This is a genomic window from Streptomyces sp. NPDC059455, from assembly GCF_042750115.1.
GTDB classification, from domain to species: domain Bacteria; phylum Actinomycetota; class Actinomycetes; order Streptomycetales; family Streptomycetaceae; genus Streptomyces; species Streptomyces endocoffeicus.
Genome location: NZ_JBHYVB010000005.1, coordinates 15,598 through 32,692 on the forward strand (window position 1 = coordinate 15,598; position 17,095 = coordinate 32,692).

Annotated in this window: 16 protein-coding genes; all 16 read right to left on the reverse strand. The window is 70.1% G+C overall.

Annotation, left to right across the window (positions count from 1 at the left end):
- Position 1: 1 nt before the first annotated feature.
- The 16 genes from ACFXB5_RS02960 to thrC all read right to left on the reverse strand — a co-directional run bounded on the left by ACFXB5_RS02960 (position 2) and on the right by thrC (position 17,025).
- A complete protein-coding gene (locus ACFXB5_RS02960) occupies positions 2 to 817 on the reverse strand; it encodes a F0F1 ATP synthase subunit delta (RefSeq protein WP_385201789.1) in 816 nt (271 codons plus the stop codon).
- Positions 814 to 1,377: a F0F1 ATP synthase subunit B gene (locus ACFXB5_RS02965; RefSeq protein ID WP_037951034.1), complete on the reverse strand. Its 564-nt coding sequence runs from the start codon at positions 1,375 to 1,377 to the stop codon at positions 814 to 816. Before ACFXB5_RS02965 ends, ACFXB5_RS02960 begins: the two co-directional genes overlap by 4 nt.
- A gap of 38 nt (positions 1,378 to 1,415) precedes the next feature.
- The gene (atpE, locus tag ACFXB5_RS02970) at positions 1,416 to 1,658 is read right to left on the reverse strand and encodes an ATP synthase F0 subunit C (RefSeq protein ID WP_037951036.1); all 243 of its coding nucleotides are present in this window, start codon (positions 1,656 to 1,658) and stop codon (positions 1,416 to 1,418) included.
- 77 nt (positions 1,659 to 1,735) lie between these two features.
- Positions 1,736 to 2,545 (reverse strand): F0F1 ATP synthase subunit A, encoded by an 810-nt coding sequence (atpB, locus tag ACFXB5_RS02975; RefSeq protein ID WP_385201791.1) that lies wholly within the window; start codon positions 2,543 to 2,545, stop codon positions 1,736 to 1,738.
- A 264-nt stretch (positions 2,546 to 2,809) separates the two neighbouring features.
- Positions 2,810 to 3,265 (reverse strand): hypothetical protein, encoded by a 456-nt coding sequence (locus tag ACFXB5_RS02980; protein WP_385201793.1) that lies wholly within the window; start codon positions 3,263 to 3,265, stop codon positions 2,810 to 2,812.
- Between the two features lie 301 nt (positions 3,266 to 3,566).
- Positions 3,567 to 4,961, reverse strand: coding sequence for an MraY family glycosyltransferase (locus ACFXB5_RS02985; protein ID WP_385201794.1), 1,395 nt, complete (start codon positions 4,959 to 4,961; stop codon positions 3,567 to 3,569).
- 75 nt (positions 4,962 to 5,036) lie between these two features.
- Positions 5,037 to 6,326, reverse strand: coding sequence for a serine hydroxymethyltransferase (gene glyA, locus ACFXB5_RS02990; protein ID WP_385201796.1), 1,290 nt, complete (start codon positions 6,324 to 6,326; stop codon positions 5,037 to 5,039).
- A gap of 137 nt (positions 6,327 to 6,463) precedes the next feature.
- Positions 6,464 to 7,123 (reverse strand): protein-tyrosine-phosphatase, encoded by a 660-nt coding sequence (locus ACFXB5_RS02995; RefSeq protein WP_201851288.1) that lies wholly within the window; start codon positions 7,121 to 7,123, stop codon positions 6,464 to 6,466.
- Positions 7,120 to 7,767, reverse strand: coding sequence for an L-threonylcarbamoyladenylate synthase (locus tag ACFXB5_RS03000; protein WP_014054918.1), 648 nt, complete (start codon positions 7,765 to 7,767; stop codon positions 7,120 to 7,122). The genes ACFXB5_RS02995 and ACFXB5_RS03000 overlap by 4 nt, the downstream gene beginning before the upstream one ends.
- A 46-nt stretch (positions 7,768 to 7,813) precedes the next feature.
- Positions 7,814 to 8,659 (reverse strand): peptide chain release factor N(5)-glutamine methyltransferase, encoded by an 846-nt coding sequence (gene prmC, locus ACFXB5_RS03005; protein WP_201851290.1) that lies wholly within the window; start codon positions 8,657 to 8,659, stop codon positions 7,814 to 7,816.
- Between the two features lie 61 nt (positions 8,660 to 8,720).
- Positions 8,721 to 9,791, reverse strand: coding sequence for a peptide chain release factor 1 (gene prfA, locus ACFXB5_RS03010; RefSeq protein WP_385201799.1), 1,071 nt, complete (start codon positions 9,789 to 9,791; stop codon positions 8,721 to 8,723).
- Between the two features lie 263 nt (positions 9,792 to 10,054).
- Positions 10,055 to 10,279 carry a 50S ribosomal protein L31 gene (rpmE, locus tag ACFXB5_RS03015; protein WP_201851294.1) on the reverse strand — a complete coding sequence of 75 codons (225 nt, stop codon included), beginning with the start codon at positions 10,277 to 10,279 and terminating at the stop codon, positions 10,055 to 10,057.
- Positions 10,280 to 10,467: 188 nt separating this feature from the next.
- Complete coding sequence (locus ACFXB5_RS03020) at positions 10,468 to 11,592, reverse strand: LCP family protein (RefSeq protein WP_385201800.1); 1,125 nt, start codon at positions 11,590 to 11,592, stop codon at positions 10,468 to 10,470.
- Positions 11,593 to 11,949: 357 nt separating this feature from the next.
- Positions 11,950 to 14,109, reverse strand: a complete 2,160-nt coding sequence (gene rho, locus ACFXB5_RS03025) for a transcription termination factor Rho (protein WP_385201802.1) — start codon at positions 14,107 to 14,109, stop codon at positions 11,950 to 11,952.
- 402 nt (positions 14,110 to 14,511) lie between these two features.
- Positions 14,512 to 15,426: a homoserine kinase gene (gene thrB / locus ACFXB5_RS03030; protein WP_385201803.1), complete on the reverse strand. Its 915-nt coding sequence runs from the start codon at positions 15,424 to 15,426 to the stop codon at positions 14,512 to 14,514.
- A gap of 480 nt (positions 15,427 to 15,906) precedes the next feature.
- Positions 15,907 to 17,025, reverse strand: a complete 1,119-nt coding sequence (gene thrC / locus ACFXB5_RS03035; RefSeq protein ID WP_385201805.1) for a threonine synthase — start codon at positions 17,023 to 17,025, stop codon at positions 15,907 to 15,909.
- Positions 17,026 to 17,095 lie beyond the last annotated feature (70 nt).

A 17,095-nucleotide genomic window follows, 5' to 3' on the forward strand; every position in this document is an offset into this window, starting at 1 on the left:
GTCAGCCGGCCATCCGCCGGGTCGCCCCTTCGAGGCGGTCCGCGATGGTCCCGTTGATGACCTCGTCGCCGATGCGCACCGAGATCCCGCCCAGGACCTCGGGGTCCACGTCGAGGTTCAGGTGCATCTTCCGTCCGTACAGCTTCCCCAGTGCTTCACCGAGCCGCTGCTTCTGCCGGTCGCTGAGCGGCACCGCGGAGGTGACGATCGCGACCGTACGGTCCCGGCGCGCCGCCGCCAGCTTGGACAGCTCGTCGAGACCCGCCTCCAGGCTACGACCCCGCGGATGGGTCACCAGACGGATCACCAGCCGCTCGGTCCGCTGGTCGGCCCGGCCGCCGAGCAGCTCGCCGACCAGCCCGGACTTGGCGGAGACGCTCGCGCGCCGGTCGGTGAGCGCGCCGCGCAGCTCGGACGAGGAGGAGACGATCCGGCCGAACCGGAACAGCTCGTCCTCCACGTCGTCGAGGGTGCCGGCCCGCTCGGCCGCGACCAGGTCGGCGGCGCTGGCCAGCTCCTCGAGCGAGTCCACCAGGTCGCGCGAGCGCGACCAGCGGGCCCGGACCAGGCCGGAGACCAGGTCGATGGTCTCGCCGCCGACCTGCCCGCCCAGCACCCGCGCGGCCAGCTCGGCCTTGGCCTCCCCTGGCTGCGCCGGGTCGGTGAGGACCCGGCGCAGCGAGACCTCGCGGTCGAGCAGCGCGGTGACGGCGGCCAGCTCATCGGCGAGCTTCGTCGCGTCGACGGCGGTGTTGTCCGTCAGGGCGTCGAAGCGCTCGCGCGCGGCTGCCAGTGCCTCCCGGCTCGCTCCGTTCATCGGCCGGCCTCGGCCTTCGAGCCATCGGTCGCCTTCGCCTCGAGCTCGTCGAGGAACCGGTCGATGGTGCGGCTCTGCCGGGCCACGTCCTCGAGCGACTCACCGACGATCCGGCCGGCCAGGTCGGTGGCGAGCCTGCCCACGTCCTGGCGCAGGGTCTGAGCGGCCTGCTTGCGATCGGCCTCGATCTGCGAGTGACCGGCCGCGATGATCTCCTCACGCTGCCGCTGGCCCTCCGCGCGCATCTCGGCGATGAGCGCGGCGCCCTGCTCCTGTGCCTCCTGGCGCAGTCGCGCGGCCTCGTGACGGGCGTCGGCGAGCTGGGCTCGGTAGTCCTCGAGGACCTGCTGGGCTTCGGCCTGAGTGGCCTCGGCCTTCTCCATGCCGCCCTCGATCGCCTCGCGGCGCTCCTCCAGAACCCGGTTGATGTTCGGGAGGAGCTTCTTGGCGAGGAAGATGAAGACGATGGCAAAGGCGATCAGGCCGATGACCAGCTCCGGGATCGGCGGGATGAGGGGGTTCTCACTCTCCTCAGCCGCCACCTGTACCAGGGCGTTCACATCAGTGCCTTCCGTCTGTCGTGGTTAAAGCGGTCCGTTCAGGACTTGAAAAGGAAGCCCATGACGATACCGATCAGCGCGAGCGCCTCACAGAAGGCGAAGCCCATGATCTGGTTGGCGCGGATCAGGCCGGCCGCCTCGGGCTGACGGGCGAGGGCCTGGGTGCCGTTACCGAAGATGATGCCGACGCCGACGCCGGGGCCGATGGCGGCGAGACCGTAACCGATCGAGCCGAGGTTGCCGGTGATGCCGTCGGCGGCGAGGGTCTGGAGAGCGGACATGCCGGTTCTTCCTTTGCGTTTCATGGGCCGGTGGGGGTTGGCCACCGGACGTCTGATGGTCTGGGAGGCAGGTGTGCTCAGTGGTGCTCGGCGAGCGCGCCCTGAACGTAGTTGCAGGCCAAGAGCACGAAGACGTACGCCTGGACAGCCTGGATGAAGAGCTCGAAGGCGGTCAGCAGAATCGTCATCACGAAGGACGCGCCCGCGTAGACGATCCCGATGCCGTTCAGCAGGTACCAGGAGCCGATGGTGAACATCAGCAGCAGCAGGTGGCCGGCGAACATGTTGGCGAAGAGCCGGACCGCGTGGGTGAAGGGCCGGATGATCACGTTCGAGAAGAACTCGATCACGACGATCATCGGCAGGATCGCGCCGAGCTCCTTGTCGTAGCCGGTGATGTTCTTCCAGCCGCCGACGAAGCCGTGCTTCTTGAAGGTCAGGTACATCCAGAGGACGTAGACGATGGCGGCGAGACCGGCCGGGAAGGCGATGATCGACGTCACCGGGAACTGGGCGACCGGGATGATCGACCACAGGTTCATGATCCACACAAAGAAGAACAGCGAGACCATGAGAGGGACGTACTTCTCGCCCTCCTTCTTCCCGAGGGCCTCGTAGACCAGCCCGCGGCGGACGAAGTCGTAACCGGCCTCGCCCACCATCTGCAGCTTGCCGGGGACCACCTTGGCCCGGCCGAATGCGGCCCAGAAGAACCAGACAATGACGACGGTGCCCAGCAACGCGAGCAGCATCGGCTTGTTGAAGTCGAATCCGCCGACTGAGAACAGCGGCTCGAACTTGAACGAATGGAGTCCGGGTGCCGGGAAGCCGCACCCGTCGAAGATGTGGCAGTTCGTCTCGAAGGCGAGCGTCTGGTCAGAACTCACCGCGAGCTCCTTCAGCGTGGCGCATGGGTACGGCAACCTCGTTGTGTCGGCGCGGCACGCGGCCACGGAGCGGCACTGGACTGGTCTTACGAATGTGGGGGCGGCTGATCGGCGCGTGGCCGAGTGGTATGTCGGGCATCAGCTGCATGGGCCGCCGATTCCGTCCCGTGGATTCCGGGGGTTCAGCTACCTGCGCCCGCTGTGCCTCAGATGGCACCGGACGATAGCAGGTGAGCGCACATGCTCTTATCCCGGCCCTACTTCTCACGGCGTGGACCCGGCAGGAGCGGACTTCTTCGCCCCCCCGGGCTTGCGTTCGTCCTCGGCTTCCGGCTCCACATAGAGGATCTTGGCCTTCATGTGCGCACGGGTCTGTGCGCCGACCCACACCAGGGTCGCGGCGAGCAGTGCGAGGGCGAAAGCCTTGACGTTGAACATCGTGGTGTCCTGGAACACCGCGAGCACGACCGCCACCAGCAGGAACTCGGCCATGAAGAGCACCATGCCCATGGCCTGGAACAGATGGGGCAGGTGCTTCGCCGTGCGCTCCAGCACGATCAGCCCGGAAGCCATCACCACCACGGCGACGAATGTGCCAAAGCCCGCGCCGATCGCTCCCTTGCCACCTGCGAGCACAGAACCGACGGCGACGGCGACCACACCGGCGACGGCTGTGGGCACGGCGCAACTCAGGAGCGTTCTGGCGTCGTTGGACTGCATGAAGGGTTTCTCCGGCAAGTGTCGGAAGCAACGATTCGTCGTGGACGAGCGTATCCCCGGGAGCAGAGAGGACCTCACGAGGAAGAGCCGTCGCCCTACGGCCCCTCGGGTCTAGCACCGGGTTTAGTGAACGGTATCACAAACTATTTGATGAGGTCTTTACCCACCGAGTGTGCTGCACGTCACACGGGAGAGTTATGAGGTGTGTACCGTGCTGACGCCGCCCTGTGATCTTCATCGGTCTCGCCGGACCCTTCGGCCGGGGCGATGACTGGGGACATCGCGGCGATGACTGGGGAGATTACTGGGGTGTTCCGATGCGCCGGCGGTGGGTGAAGCGGGACCGGTCGCCGATCGCGGTGGCGCCGTTCACACCCTTCACCCCGCTGCTCGCCCCGCCGTTCATCCCGGAGCCCACCGGCTCGGGCTTGGCCGGCTCGGGCTCCGAGGCGGCGGACCCGGCACCGGCCGTGGCCGCCACGGGCTCCGCGGCCGCCTCGGCACCCCGCTCGGCCCTGGCGATCCGGTTGGCGCGGCGGTAGCGCGGCGGAACGAACGCCTCCGCCCAGCGCGGAACGCGCGGGGTGAACCGCGGCAGCAGCAACAGCACCAGCCCGACCCCGCTCAGCGCCACGATCGCGAGCACGAACCACACACCGGCCGAGTTCACCGAGTACGCCACGGCGCCGAAGGCGATCAGCGCCGACCAGAAGTACATGATCAGGACGGCCCGGCTGTGCGAGTGGCCGATCTCCAGCAGCCGGTGGTGCAGATGGCCGCGGTCGGCGGCGAACGGCGACTGGCCCCGCCAGGTGCGCCGGACGATCGCCAGCACCAGGTCGGCGAAGGGCACCGCGATGACGGTCAGCGGCAGCAGCAGCGGGATGTAGACCGGGACGGTGGCGTGCACCGCGGCCTGCTCGGACCCCTCGAACAGCTTCATCGCGTCCGGGTCCACCTGGCCGGTGATGGAGATGGCGCCCGCCGCCAGCACCAGCCCGATCAGCATCGAGCCCGAGTCGCCCATGAAGATCCGCGCGGGGTGGGCGTTGTGCGGCAGGAAGCCCAGGCACATGCCCATGAGGACGGCGGCGAACAGGGTGGCGGGCGCGGCCGCCTCCAGGCCGTAGCCGTACCAGATGCGGTACGCGTACATGAAGAACGCCGCGGCGGCGATGCACACCATCCCGGACGCCAAACCATCGAGCCCGTCAACGAAGTTGACCGCGTTGATGGTGATGACGACCAGCGCGACGGTGAGCAGCGTGCCCTGCCAGGGCGTCAGCGAGACCGGTCCCACACCGGGCACCGGAAGCCACAGGATGGTCAGACCCTGGAGCACCATCACACCGGCGGCGATCATCTGGCCGCCCAGCTTGATCAGCGCGTCCACGCCCCACTTGTCGTCCAGCACCCCGAGCAGCCAGATCAGCCCGGCGCCGGACAGCAGCGCCCGTGGCTCGTTGGAGACCTCGAAGACGTCCTTGAGGTTGGTCAGGTGGGCGGCGACCAGCAGCCCCGCGCACAGCCCGCCGAACATGGCGATGCCGCCGAGCCGCGGCGTGGGCTCACGGTGCACATCACGGGCGCGGATCTCGGGCATCGCACCGGCCGCGATGGCGAATTTCCGCACCGGCCCGGTCAGCAGATAGGTGACCGCGGCCGTGATGCACAGAGTCAGCAGGTATTCACGCACAGGCTGCCCCAGAGGTATCGCTGGCCATCACAGCCCCACACCCTATGCGTGTCCGACGCCTCGCGGTGAACGTACTTACAGACGTCCTACACCTTCGGATGGTTGCATGATTCGGCCGTCGTCCGGATAGGGCGGAAATCTCCCGGCCAGATCCGCCACCTTTTCCCGTACCACGCCCTCGTCCCGCAACACGGTTCCCATGAGATTGGCTATGCGCTCCATTTCCGGGGCTCCCATTCCCTGGGTGGTCACCGCGGCGGTGCCCAGCCGCAGCCCCTTGACGCATCCCCTGGGCTCCGTGGCGGACGCCAGCGCGCAGGTGTCCAGCACGATCCCGGCGGCCGCGCAGCGGCCCTTCGCGGCCCGTCCGTCCAGGCCGAGCGGGGCCGGATCGGCGGTGATCATATGGGTGTCGGTGCCGCCCGTGGTGACCGCCAGACCCTCCCCGACCAGCGCGTCCGCCAGCACCCGGGCATTGGCCACCACCCGCCGCGCATAGGCGGTGAAGGCGGGCGCCGCGGCCTCGCCGAACGCCACCGCCTTGGCCGCGACGGTGTGCATCTGGGCCCCGCCCTGGGTGAACGGGAACACCGCCCGGTCCACCCGCTCGGCGAGCTCCGCACCGCACAGCAGCATTCCGCCGCGCGGCCCGCGCAGCACCTTGTGTGTCGTTGCGCACACCACGTCCGCGTACGGCACCGGGGACGGCGCCGCCTTCCCCGCGACCAGGCCGATCGGATGGGCGGCGTCGGCGATGAGATACGCGCCCACCTCGTCGGCGACGGCACGGAAGGCGGCGTAGTCCAGATGGCGGGGATAGGAGATCGACCCGCAGACGATGGCCTTCGGACGGTGGGCGTGGGCGAGCCCGCGCAGCTGCTCGTAGTCGATCAGCCCGGTCGCCGGATCGACGCCGTAGCCGATGAAGTCGAACCAGCGGCCGGAGAAATTGGCGGGCGAGCCATGGGTGAGATGGCCGCCGTGCGGCAGCGCCATCGCCAGCACCGTGTCCCCGGGCCGCAGCAGCGCGGCGTAGGCGGCCAGCACCGCGGAGGACCCCGAATGCGGCTGCACATTGGCGTGCTCGGCGCCGAACAGCGCCTTCGCCCGGTCCTGGGCCACCCGCTCGGCGATGTCCACGATCTCGCAGCCGCCGTGGTGGCGGGCGCCGGGATATCCCTCGGCGTACTTGTTGGCCAGCGGTGAGGCGAGCGCCGCCAGCACGGCCGGCGAGGTGTAGTTCTCGGCCGCGATCAGCTGGAGTCCGCCGGAGACGCGGTCGATCTCGCTCAGGATGATTCCCGCCAGCTCCGGGTCCTGGCGGGCGAGGCTTGCGAAATCGGGGCCCCAGGGGGTGACGGCCATGGCGTGCTCACAGCCTTCGGAGGGGACAGCGGGTCGACGCTTACGGTCACCCCCAATGTAGGCCTCGCGACGCCGTACGGCGCGCCGTACGGCCCGTGAAGGCCCCTTTACGGCGCGCCCCCGGGTCCCCGAGGGGCCTACGCGGGGGCGGGAACCCCCGTCAGCGCCGTGACGACCGGGTCCAGGGCCTGGTTGATCTCGTCCCCGATGGAGCGGAAGAAGGTGATCGGCGCCCCGTACGGATCGTGCACCTCGTCCGCGTCCTCGTTGGGCGCCAGCAGCCAGCCGCGCAGCGCGGCCGCCGCCTGCACCAGGGCGCGGGCGCGCTCCACCACGCCGCCCGCCTCCGCCGGGTCGGGCAGCGTCGCGGGGTCTATGGCCCGCACCAGCCGGGTGAACTCCTTGAGCGTGAAGGTGCGCAGCCCCGCCGAGTGCCCCATCGAGATCACCTGCGCCCGGTGGTCACGGGTGGCGGTCAGCACCAGGTCGGCGCGGATGACGTGCTCGTCCAGCAGCTCACGGCCGAGGAAGCCCGCCGGGTCGGCCCCGAAGTCGGTCAGGACCGTCGCGGCGTGCGCCTCCATGGGCGCGCCCTCATGGCCCCAGGTGCCGGCGGACTCCACGATCAGACCGCGGGTGCGGACACTTCCGAGGCGGTGGTCGAGCGCATGCCGGGTCAGCCGCTCGGTGATCGGCGAGCGGCACACATTGCCGGTGCTGACGTGGAGGATGCGGAAGGTGGCCTCGGCGTTCTTCTCACGGTGTTCCGCTATGCCACGCCCCTCAGGGGCTGTCAATTGGCCACCTCGAGGTCGGGTACGACCTCCCGGAGCTGCTCGGCGGTGAGCGCGCCCGCCCGGAGCAGCACCGGCACCTTGCCGGTCACATCGACGATCGAGGAGGGCACGGCGGCCGGGGTCGGCCCGCCGTCGAGGTACACCGAGACCGAGTCCCCCAGCATGTCCTGGGCGGCGTCGCAGTCCTGCGGGGAGGGGTGTCCGGTCAGATTGGCGCTGGAGACCGCCATCGGGCCGAAGTCCGTCAGCAGCTCGATGGCCACCGGGTGCAGCGGCATCCGGACCGCCACCGTGCCCCGGGTCTCCCCCAGGTCCCAGGTGAGCGACGGCTGATGGCGGGCGACGAGGGTGAGCGCGCCGGGCCAGAAGGCGTCCACCAGCTCCCAGGCCATCTCGGAGAAGTCGGTGACCAGTCCGTGCAGGGTGTTCGGCGAGCCGACCAGCACCGGTGTGGGCATGTTGCGGCCGCGCCCCTTGGCCTCGAGCAGATCCCCTACCGCCTCGGCGTTGAAGGCGTCCGCGCCGATCCCGTAGACGGTGTCGGTGGGCAGCACGACCAGTTCGCCGCGGCGGACGGCGGAGGCGGCCTCGCGCAGGCCGGTCTTGCGGTCTGTCGCGTCCCCGCAGTCGTATCGCCGTGCCATTAACGGACCTCCTCGTACGTGGCCAATGTGTGGTGCGGTGCCGCCGTCACGGCATGGCCTTCCGCGCGGTGGCGAACCGGGGCCGGTTGTTCAGGTCGGGGTGGTCGGCGGCGTCCGCCCAGCCACGCTCCTCCGTGAAGATCCACGGCACCTGGCCGCCCTGGGTGTCTGCGTGCTCGATGACCACCACGCCCCCGGGGCGCAGCAGCCGGTGGGCGGTGCGCTCCAGGCCACGGATGACATCGAGGCCGTCCTCACCGGAGAAGAGCGCGAGTTGGGGGTCGTGATCGCGGGCCTCCGGCGCCACGTACTCCCACTCGGTCAGCGGGATGTACGGCGGGTTGCTGATGACGAGGTCCACCTGCCCGTCGAGCTCGGGCAGGGCCGCCAACGCGTCCGCGTGATGGAGAACGACGCGGGACCCCTCGACGTTCTTGCGAGCCCAGCGCAGGGCGCCCTCGTCCAGCTCCACGGCGTGCACCCGGGAGCGCGGCACCTCCTGGGCGAGCGCGAGCGCGATGGCCCCGGAGCCGGAGCACAGATCGACGATGAGCGGTTCGACGACGTCCATGGCGCGCACCGCGTCTATCGCCCAGCCGACCACCGACTCGGTCTCCGGCCGGGGCACGAAGACCCCCGGTCCGACCTGGAGCTCGAGATAGCGGAAGAAGGCGCGGCCGGTGATGTGCTGAAGGGGCTCGCGAGCCTCCCGGCGGGCGACCGCCTCCCAGTAGCGGGCGTCGAAGTCGGCGTCGGGCACGCCGTGCAGCTCTCCCCGCTTGACGCTGTGCACAAAGGCGGCGAGCTCCTCCGCGTCGAAGCGCGGTGAGGGCACGCCCGCGTCGGCCAGCCGCTGAGTGGCCTGCGCCACCTCGGCGAGCAGCACGTTCACTGAATTCCTCCAGCCGGTCCGGACAAGGGCACAAAGCGTTGATCAGTGGGTGGCTCAGGGCTCAGCCCGCGGCCGCCAGTTTGGCGGCCGCGTCGGCGTCGACGCACGCCTGGATGACCGGATCGAGTTCACCGTCGAGCACCTGGTCCAAGTTGTACGCCTTGAAACCGACACGATGGTCCGAGATCCGGTTTTCCGGGAAGTTGTACGTACGGATGCGCTCGGACCGGTCGACGGTGCGGACCTGGCTGCGCCGCGCGTCCGACGCCTCCCGCTCGGCCTCCTCCTGGGCCGCGGCCAGCAGCCGCGAGCGCAGGATGCGCAGCGCCTGCTCCTTGTTCTGGAGCTGGCTCTTCTCGTTCTGGCAGGAGACGACGATGCCGGTGGGCAGGTGGGTGATGCGCACCGCGGAGTCGGTGGTGTTGACCGACTGGCCGCCGGGTCCGGAGGAGCGGTAGACGTCGATCCGCAGATCGTTGGGGCCGATCTCGACCTCGACCTCCTCGGCCTCGGGCGTGACCAGCACACCGGCCGCGGAGGTGTGGATACGGCCCTGGGACTCGGTGGCGGGCACCCGCTGCACCCGGTGCACCCCGCCCTCGTACTTCAGCCGGGCCCAGACGCCCTGGCCGGGCTCGATGGTGCCCCTGGTCTTGATCGCCACCTGGACGTCCTTGTAGCCGCCGAGGTCGGATCCGTTGGAGTCGATGATCTCGGCCTTCCAGCCGATCCGTTCGGCGTACCGCAGATACATCCGCAGCAGGTCGCCGGCGAACAGCGCGGACTCCTCGCCGCCCTCCCCGGCCTTGACCTCCAGGATGACGTCCTTGTCGTCGCTCGGGTCGCGGGGGACGAGCAGCAGCCGCAGCCGGTCGGTGAGCTGCTCGCGGCTCTGCTCCAGCTCCTTGACCTCGGCCACGAAGTCGGGGTCGTCCTGGGCCAGCTCGCGGGCGGTCCCGATGTCGTCCCCGACCTGCTTCCAGGCGCGATAGACCGTGACCACCGGGGTCAGCTCGGCATAGCGCTTGTTGAGCCGCCGCGCCTCCCGCTGGTCGGCGTGGACCGCGGGGTCGGCGAGCCGCTTCTCGAGGTCGGCATGTTCGCCGATGAGTTCCTCGACCGCCTCGAACATCGGAGGGCTCCCTGAGTGGTCTGCGTGGTGGCGTTGCGGAAAGTGCCGGAGGACCGGTGACGACAAAACGCCGGTCCGGGGGGGGGGGGCGGGCTGGGTGGGGGGAGGCGGGGGCCGGGGGGGGGGCGTGGGTGTGTGGGGGGGGGGGCTGTGGGTGGGGGGGGGGGGGTGTGTGCTAATGGGGCGGGCGGCCGGTTCACAAAAACCGGCGGGCCGGGCCCCCCCTTAATGGGGCCCCCCCAAGACGGGCGCCGTGCGGGTCGCTACTTCTTGGCGGACCCGGCGTTCTTGCCGAAGCGGGCCTCGAACCGCGCCACACGGCCACCGGTGTCGAGGATCTTCTGCTTGCCCGTGTAGAACGGGTGGCACTCGGAGCAGATGTCGGCGCGGATGGTGCCGCCGCTCACGGTGCTACGGGTGGTGAAGGACGCGCCACAGGTGCAGCTGACCTGCGTCTCGACGTACTCCGGGTGGATCTCGCGCTTCAAGGGAATCTCCTAGGTTCGGGAGGGCACCGGGTCGATGGGCGGGTTGCCTGTCGTGAACCGGGACCGACGATCCAGTTTGCCAGTACTGGCCGCATCCCCCAAAACCGGGGGGCGGGCCCGGATATTCCCGGCCCGCCCGGGAGGCTGTCGGAACGCCCTCGGACAGCCCCGTTTGACCTTGGACGGCCCTATTTGACGACCTTGCCCGCGCTGGTGGCATCGCCCGCGGAGCCCTTGGTGGCGGAGGCGGGAACGGGCTGGTCATCGCGGAGCGCGGTCCATATCAGCTTGGCCTTGCGCTCCATGGGCAGCACCCGGGCCGGGTTCTGCGGGTCGTACTCGACGGGCAGCGTGGTCATCTTCATGTTGCCCGAGCCGATGCCCTTCAGGGACTCGGCGAAGCCCTTCAGCTTGCTCACCGAGGCCAGCTCGGAGTCGGTGGTGAGGGCCTTGGTGGAGGTGTCCGCGAGGTCGTAGAGCTTCTTCGGGTTGCCGAACAGGTCCACGTGCTTGACCTGGTCCAGCAGCGCCTTGACGAACGCCTGCTGGAGCTTGATCCGGCCGAGGTCGCTGCCGTCGCCCACGCCGTGCCGGGTGCGCACCAGGCCCAGCGACTGCTCCCCGTCCAGGGTGTGCGGGCCGGCCTCCAGGTCGAGGTGGCTCTTGGGGTCGTGGATCGGGGCGGTGGTGGTGATGTTGACGCCGCCGAGGTCGTCTATCAGCTGCTTGAAGCCGGAGAAGTCGACCTCGAGGAAGTGGTCCATGCGTATGCCCGTCATGGACTCGACGGTCTTGATGGTGCAGGCCGGGCCGCCGGCCTCGTAGGCGCTGTTGAACATGGCCGCCCGCACGGCGGGCGTCTGCTGCCCGCCCTTGGTGGTGCAGGACGGCCGCTCTATGAGGGTGTCGCGCGGGATGCTGATGACGCTGGCCTTCTTGTGGCCCTTGTAGACGTGGACGATCATCGCCGTGTCGGAGCGCGAGCTGCCCTCGTCCGTGCCGTACTTGGCGTTCTTGCCGGCCCGGGAGTCGGAGCCGAGCACGAGGATGTCCATCGAGCCGTTGTCGACGTTCTCGGGGCGGTCGGTGCCGAGGGCGGCGTTGACGTCGACGCCGGTGAGGTTCCCGTTCAGCTTGTAGTAGAGGTAGCCGAGTCCGGCACCGCCGAGCACCAGCACGGCGGCCAGCGTCCACACCGTGTAGAGCACGGCCCTACGGCGCGTGCTGGGCCCCTTGCGACGGCGCCCGGCCGTCGTGCCGCGGGCACGGTGGCGGCCCGCGCTCCCCGGTGCGTTGTTGCTGTCCTCGGCCATGTGCTCCTCAGTCCTCTTTGTGGTGCCCGAGTACCCCCTGCCGTCACGGTCAGGCGTGGCGTCGCGTTTCGCGGTGGAGTCAGCCTGTGTTCCGGCCCCGTATTCCGACCTGACAGATGGAAGGCCGTGCGCCAGGGTTGCATATCTGCGATGGCCGGTTTTCGCCCGGGCCGCCGGGCGTACCGTTCGTCCCCTTCGTCCGTCTTACCGCTCTGACCTGCACTTTCGCGGGCGATAACATGATCAGAACCGGTCCGTGGCCTGGCCGGAAGATGTGGCTCACCTCTCATGGAACGCAAACGAGGCCCCCCGCGATGCGGGGGGCCTCGGCTACCGAGCGTTCCGGCGGGTGTCCGGTCAGTCGCCGTTGTTGCCCGGGGTGGGCGTGGTCTTGGCGATCTGCATCAGGAACTCGGCGTTCGACTTCGTCTGCTTCATCTTGTCCAGCAGCAGCTCGATCGCCTGCTGGGAGTCGAGCGCGTGCAGCACCCGGCGCAGCTTCCAGACGATGTTCAGCTCCTCCGGCGCCAGCAGGATCTCTTCCTTACGGGTGCTGGACGGATCGACGTCCACCGCCGGGAAGATGCGCTTGTCGGCGAGCTTCCGGTCGAGCTTGAGCTCCATGTTGCCGGTGCCCTTGAACTCCTCGAAGATCACCTCGTCCATCCGCGAGCCGGTCTCGACCAGCGCGGTGGCCAGGATGGTCAGCGAGCCGCCGTCCTCGATGTTGCGCGCGGCGCCGAAGAACTTCTTCGGCGGGTAGAGCGCGGTCGAGTCGACACCACCGGACAGGATGCGGCCGGAGGCGGGCGCCGCCAGGTTGTACGCACGGCCCAGGCGGGTGATCGAGTCCAGCAGGACGACCACGTCATGGCCCAGCTCGACCAGGCGCTTGGCCCGCTCGATCGCCAGCTCCGCGACGGTGGTGTGGTCCTCGGCCGGGCGGTCGAAGGTCGAGGAGATGACCTCGCCCTTGACCGACCGCTGCATGTCGGTGACCTCTTCCGGCCGCTCGTCGACGAGGACGACCATCAGATGGCACTCGGGGCTGTTGCGGGTGATCGCGTTGGCGATCGCCTGCATGATCATGGTCTTACCGGTCTTCGGCGGGGCCACGATCAGACCGCGCTGGCCCTTGCCGATCGGCGCGACCAGGTCGATGATCCGGGTCGTCAGCCCGCCGGCCTCGGTCTCCAGACGCAGCCGGTCCTGCGGGTAAAGCGGCGTCAGCTTGCCGAACTCCGGCCGCCCGCGCCCGGTTTCGGGCGCCATGCCGTTCACCGAGTCCAGCCGCACCAGCGCGTTGAACTTCTCGCGGCGCTCGCCCTCGCGCGGCTGACGGACCGCGCCGGTGACGTGGTCGCCCTTGCGCAGACCGTTCTTGCGCACCTGGGCGAGCGAGACATACACGTCGTTCGGGCCCGGGAGGTAGCCGGAGGTCCGGATGAACGCGTAGTTGTCGAGGATGTCGAGGATGCCCGCGACGGGGATCAGCACATCGTCATCGGACACCTGCGGCTCATTGCCGAAGTCGTCACGGCCACGGCGGCCACGCCGGTCGCGGTAGCGGCCGCGGCGCCCGCGGCGCCCGCCGTCGAAGTCGTCGTCGGCCTCGTCGGCGCGCTGCTGGCTCTGGCCGCGCCCGTCGCGCTGCTGACGGCCGCCGCCCTGCTGGCCGTCCTCGCCCTTGCCGCGGCGGTCACCGCGGTCTCCACGGTCTCCACGGTCTCCGCGGTCTCCACGGTCGCGCTGGCGGTCCTGGCGGTCCCGGCGGTCGCCCTTCTGACCGCGCTCCTGGCGGTCACCGCCCCTGGCACCCTTGCCCTCGGCGGTGTCGGCGGCGGCCTCGGCCTTCCCGTCGCCCTTGGGCTCGGTCCTGGCCTCGGTCTTCGCGGAGACGTCGCTGCGCGCCTCCGTCTTGGTCTCGACAGCGGTGGCCGTGCCCCCGGAGTCGGGGGTGGCGGCGGGCGCGGTGGCCCGGCGGCGGCGGCGCTCACCGGCCGGCTGCTCATCGCCGGCGGGCTCACCGGGCTGGCCGGGGATCTCGATCTGCGCTTGCGCGGCGACCTTCTCCTCAGTGTCGGCCTTGTCGGCCTTCTCCGCCTTCCCGGCGGACTTCGAGGACTTGGCGCCGGTCTTCTCCTCGGCGTCGTCGCCCGTACGGGCCCGGGAGGTGGTGCGGCGCTTCGGCTTGGTCACTCCCTCCGCGTCGGACGGAGTGCTCTCGGAGCCCTGGGCGGAGCCGGAGCCCGCGGCCTGCTTCTCCTTGATGACCTCGATCAGCTGGCCTTTGCGCATCCGCGCGGTGCCCTTGATGCCAAGGCTCGAGGCGAGCTGCTGAAGCTCGGCCAGGACCATGGCGTCGAGGCCGGTGCCCGAGCGGCGTCGCCGCGGGGCAGCGCCAGTGGCAGCACCGTTGGCGGGCGCGGAAGCGTCCGTGGCGGGCGCGTTGTTGCCGACACCGCTGTCGGAGGTGCCGGAGGCGTTCACGCCCATCAGATCGGTGGTGTCGCTCACGAAGGGTCCTTCCCTGGAGCGGGCGTCGGCCTGTCTGGCTCGGCGACCGGTTGTGCTGTCCGGCTGTGGTCCTTCGGTTACGGACCGGGCCGGGGCGGTGGTCCGCCGGGTACGGCGGAGGAATCAGTTCATGGTTCCGACGCAGCGGAGGATTCACGAGAATCCGCCACGCCGATTCCGGAGCGTGCTCGATACTGCTCAGGCAGGCTGCTCAGGCAGTGGGGGAGGCTCCCGGAAGAAGGGTGGTCCCTGATAGGGACACTGCGCACCTCGCCTCCGAGTACATCCAAGAGGCATCGAGTGCAGACTTGAGGTTAACACTACCGGATCCAACAAACATTCCCCCTCTCCAAGACCGGCTATCGAGTTTTCCCGGCTCCGGGGACACCCCGGAGCGCGGTGTCAGGTGAGCGGCAGGACGCTCGCCCCCCCGGCGTCGAGAGCCAGCCGGTTGGCCGCCCACCCCTCGCCCGCCAGTCGTGCGACCTTGTCGGCCGCACCGTCCTCGACCAGCGCGAGCACCGTGGGGCCCGCGCCGGAGATGACCGCGGGGACGCCGTCCGCCCGCAGTCGGTTCACCAGGCTCACGCTCTCGGGCATCGCCGGAGCACGGTATTCCTGGTGCAGTCGGTCCTCGGTCGCGGCCAGCAGCAGCTCGGGACGCCTGGTCAGGGCCTCGACGAGCAGTGCGGCCCGGCCCGCGTTGACCGCGGCGTCCACATGCGGGACGGTGCGCGGCAGCAGGCCGCGGGCGGTCTCGGTGAGCACCGGCCGGCCAGGGACGAAGACCACCGGAACGATGGAATCCGCGGGGTCCATCCTGATCGCACGGGCGGACCCCGCTTCCGTCCAGGCCAAGGTGAAGCCGCCGAGCAGACAGGCGGCGACATTGTCGGGGTGGCCCTCGATCTCGGTGGCCAGCTCCAGCATCGCCGCGTCGTCGAGCCGCTCGGCGCCGCCTATGGTCACCGCGCGCGCGGCGACGATCCCGGCGCAGATGGCGGCGGAGGAGGAGCCCAGGCCCCGGCCGTGCGGAATGCGGTTGGCGCAGACCAGCTCGAGGCCGCGGGGCTGCCCGCCCAGCAGGTCGAAGGCGGTGCGCAGGGAGCGTACGAGCAGATGGTTCTCGTCGCGCGGGAGCGACTCCGCGCCTTCACCGGCGATGTCGACGTGGAGACCGGAGTCGGCCACCCGGACCACCACGTCGTCGTAGAGGCCCAGGGCCAGGCCGAGGGCGTCGAAGCCAGGACCGAGATTGGCGCTCGAGGCGGGGACGCGCACTCGGACGGCGGCGGCGCGGAACGCTGGACCGGCCATCGCTCGATGACTCTCCTTGTGGTTACGTGCGATTGCTCGAAGAGGTACGGAACACCGCGAGGGCCGTGACAAGTACGGCGACGCCGCGCAGAGGCGAGCGCTCTGCGTCGGGGCGGATTCAGTACAGCCTATCGAAGGAAGGTTCTGTGGCGACATAGGGCGCACGGGAGGCGCACGATGCGTGTCGCGCTCCCTGCCATCGTCCGCGACCACTCTACTGGAGCGCTCCGCGCGCCCTCGCGCTGCTCTGCCACCACTTGAGTGGATCTTTAGAGAAGCCTACGGAACGGGTTGAACGAGGGACCGATGGGGGGTTGCGCGGAGGCTCGGCGGGCCGGTCCGCGCGGCCGCCGAAACCCCCACCACATCAGGTCCCGGCCCTGGTCAGAGCCGGGTCGCGGCGTATCGGAGCGGCCCGGCCCAAGGCGCACCGCGCCTTACCGGACCGGCCCGCTCCGGGTCGCGCCGCGGCACGCGGTGTCAGGCCAGCCCGAGCCGTACGGCCGCGGCGTCCGCGTCCACCGGGACCACGACCGGCTGCGGCGCACCCGCCACCGCCCAGTCCGGGTCCTTGAGCCCGTTCCCGGTCACCGTGCAGACGATGCGCTGGCCCGGGTCGACCAGCCCCTGCTCGGCCGCCTTCAGCAGACCCGCCACGCTCGCCGCGGAGGCGGGCTCGACGAAAACGCCCTCCTGGGCGGCGAGCAGCCGGTAGGCGGCGAGGATCTGACGGTCGGTCACCTCGTCGATGAGGCCGCCGGACTCGTCGCGCGCCTGCTCGGCGAAGGTCCACGAGGCCGGGTTGCCGATGCGGATGGCGGTGGCGATGGTGCTCGGCTCCTTGACCGGCTCACCACGCACGATCGGCGCCGCGCCGGACGCCTGGAAGCCCCACATCCGGGGCGTACGGGAGGCGCACGGCTCGCTGTCGGCGAACGGCGCCGCGTACTCCGTGTAGCCCTTCCAGTAGGCCGTGATGTTGCCCGCGTTGCCAACCGGCAGCACATGGATGTCGGGCGCGTCCCCGAGCATGTCCACGATCTCGAAGGCGGCGGTCTTCTGGCCCTCGATCCGGGCCGGGTTGACCGAATTGACCAGCGCCACCGGGTACTTCTCCGACAGCCCGCGCGCCAGCGTCAGACAGTCGTCGAAGTTGCCGTCGACCTGGAGGATCTTCGCGCCGTGGACGAGGGCCTGGCCCATCTTGCCCAGCGCGATCTTCCCCTGCGGGACCAGCACCGCGCAGACCATCCCGGCCCGTACGGCGTACGCCGCCGCCGAGGCCGAGGTGTTGCCGGTGGAGGCGCAGATGACGGCCTTGGCGCCGGCCTCCTTGGCCGCGCTGATGGCCATCGTCATCCCGCGGTCCTTGAACGACCCGGTGGGGTTGGCGCCCTCGACCTTGAGGTGGACCTCACAGCCGGTGCGCTCGGAGAGCACCTGCGCGGGGACAAGCGGCGTACCGCCCTCGCGCAGGGTGACGACGGGGGTGGTCCCGCCGACCGGGAGGCGGTCGCGGTACTCCTCGATGATGCCCCGCCAGCCGTGCCACTGGCGGGTGCCGGACATTCGAGGCCCGGCGTCGGCGATTGCGTTCATGATTTTCCTTACTCTCCGCTCACCCTCTGTACGGCCTCAGCGCGGCCGCTACCCGGCCTCTGCTCGCCCA

Coding starts and splice junctions, on each gene's coding strand:
- ACFXB5_RS02960 (WP_385201789.1), bottom strand. CDS start 817: ATGAACGGAGCGAGCCGGGAGGCACTGGCAGCCGCGCGCGAGCGCTTC.
- atpE (WP_037951036.1), bottom strand. CDS start 1,658: ATGTCCGCTCTCCAGACCCTCGCCGCCGACGGCATCACCGGCAACCTC.
- ACFXB5_RS02980 (WP_385201793.1), bottom strand. CDS start 3,265: ATGCAGTCCAACGACGCCAGAACGCTCCTGAGTTGCGCCGTGCCCACA.
- glyA (WP_385201796.1), bottom strand. CDS start 6,326: ATGGCCGTCACCCCCTGGGGCCCCGATTTCGCAAGCCTCGCCCGCCAG.
- ACFXB5_RS03000 (WP_014054918.1), bottom strand. CDS start 7,767: ATGGCACGGCGATACGACTGCGGGGACGCGACAGACCGCAAGACCGGC.
- prfA (WP_385201799.1), bottom strand. CDS start 9,791: ATGTTCGAGGCGGTCGAGGAACTCATCGGCGAACATGCCGACCTCGAG.
- ACFXB5_RS03020 (WP_385201800.1), bottom strand. CDS start 11,592: ATGGCCGAGGACAGCAACAACGCACCGGGGAGCGCGGGCCGCCACCGT.
- thrB (WP_385201803.1), bottom strand. CDS start 15,426: ATGGCCGGTCCAGCGTTCCGCGCCGCCGCCGTCCGAGTGCGCGTCCCC.
- thrC (WP_385201805.1), bottom strand. CDS start 17,025: ATGAACGCAATCGCCGACGCCGGGCCTCGAATGTCCGGCACCCGCCAG.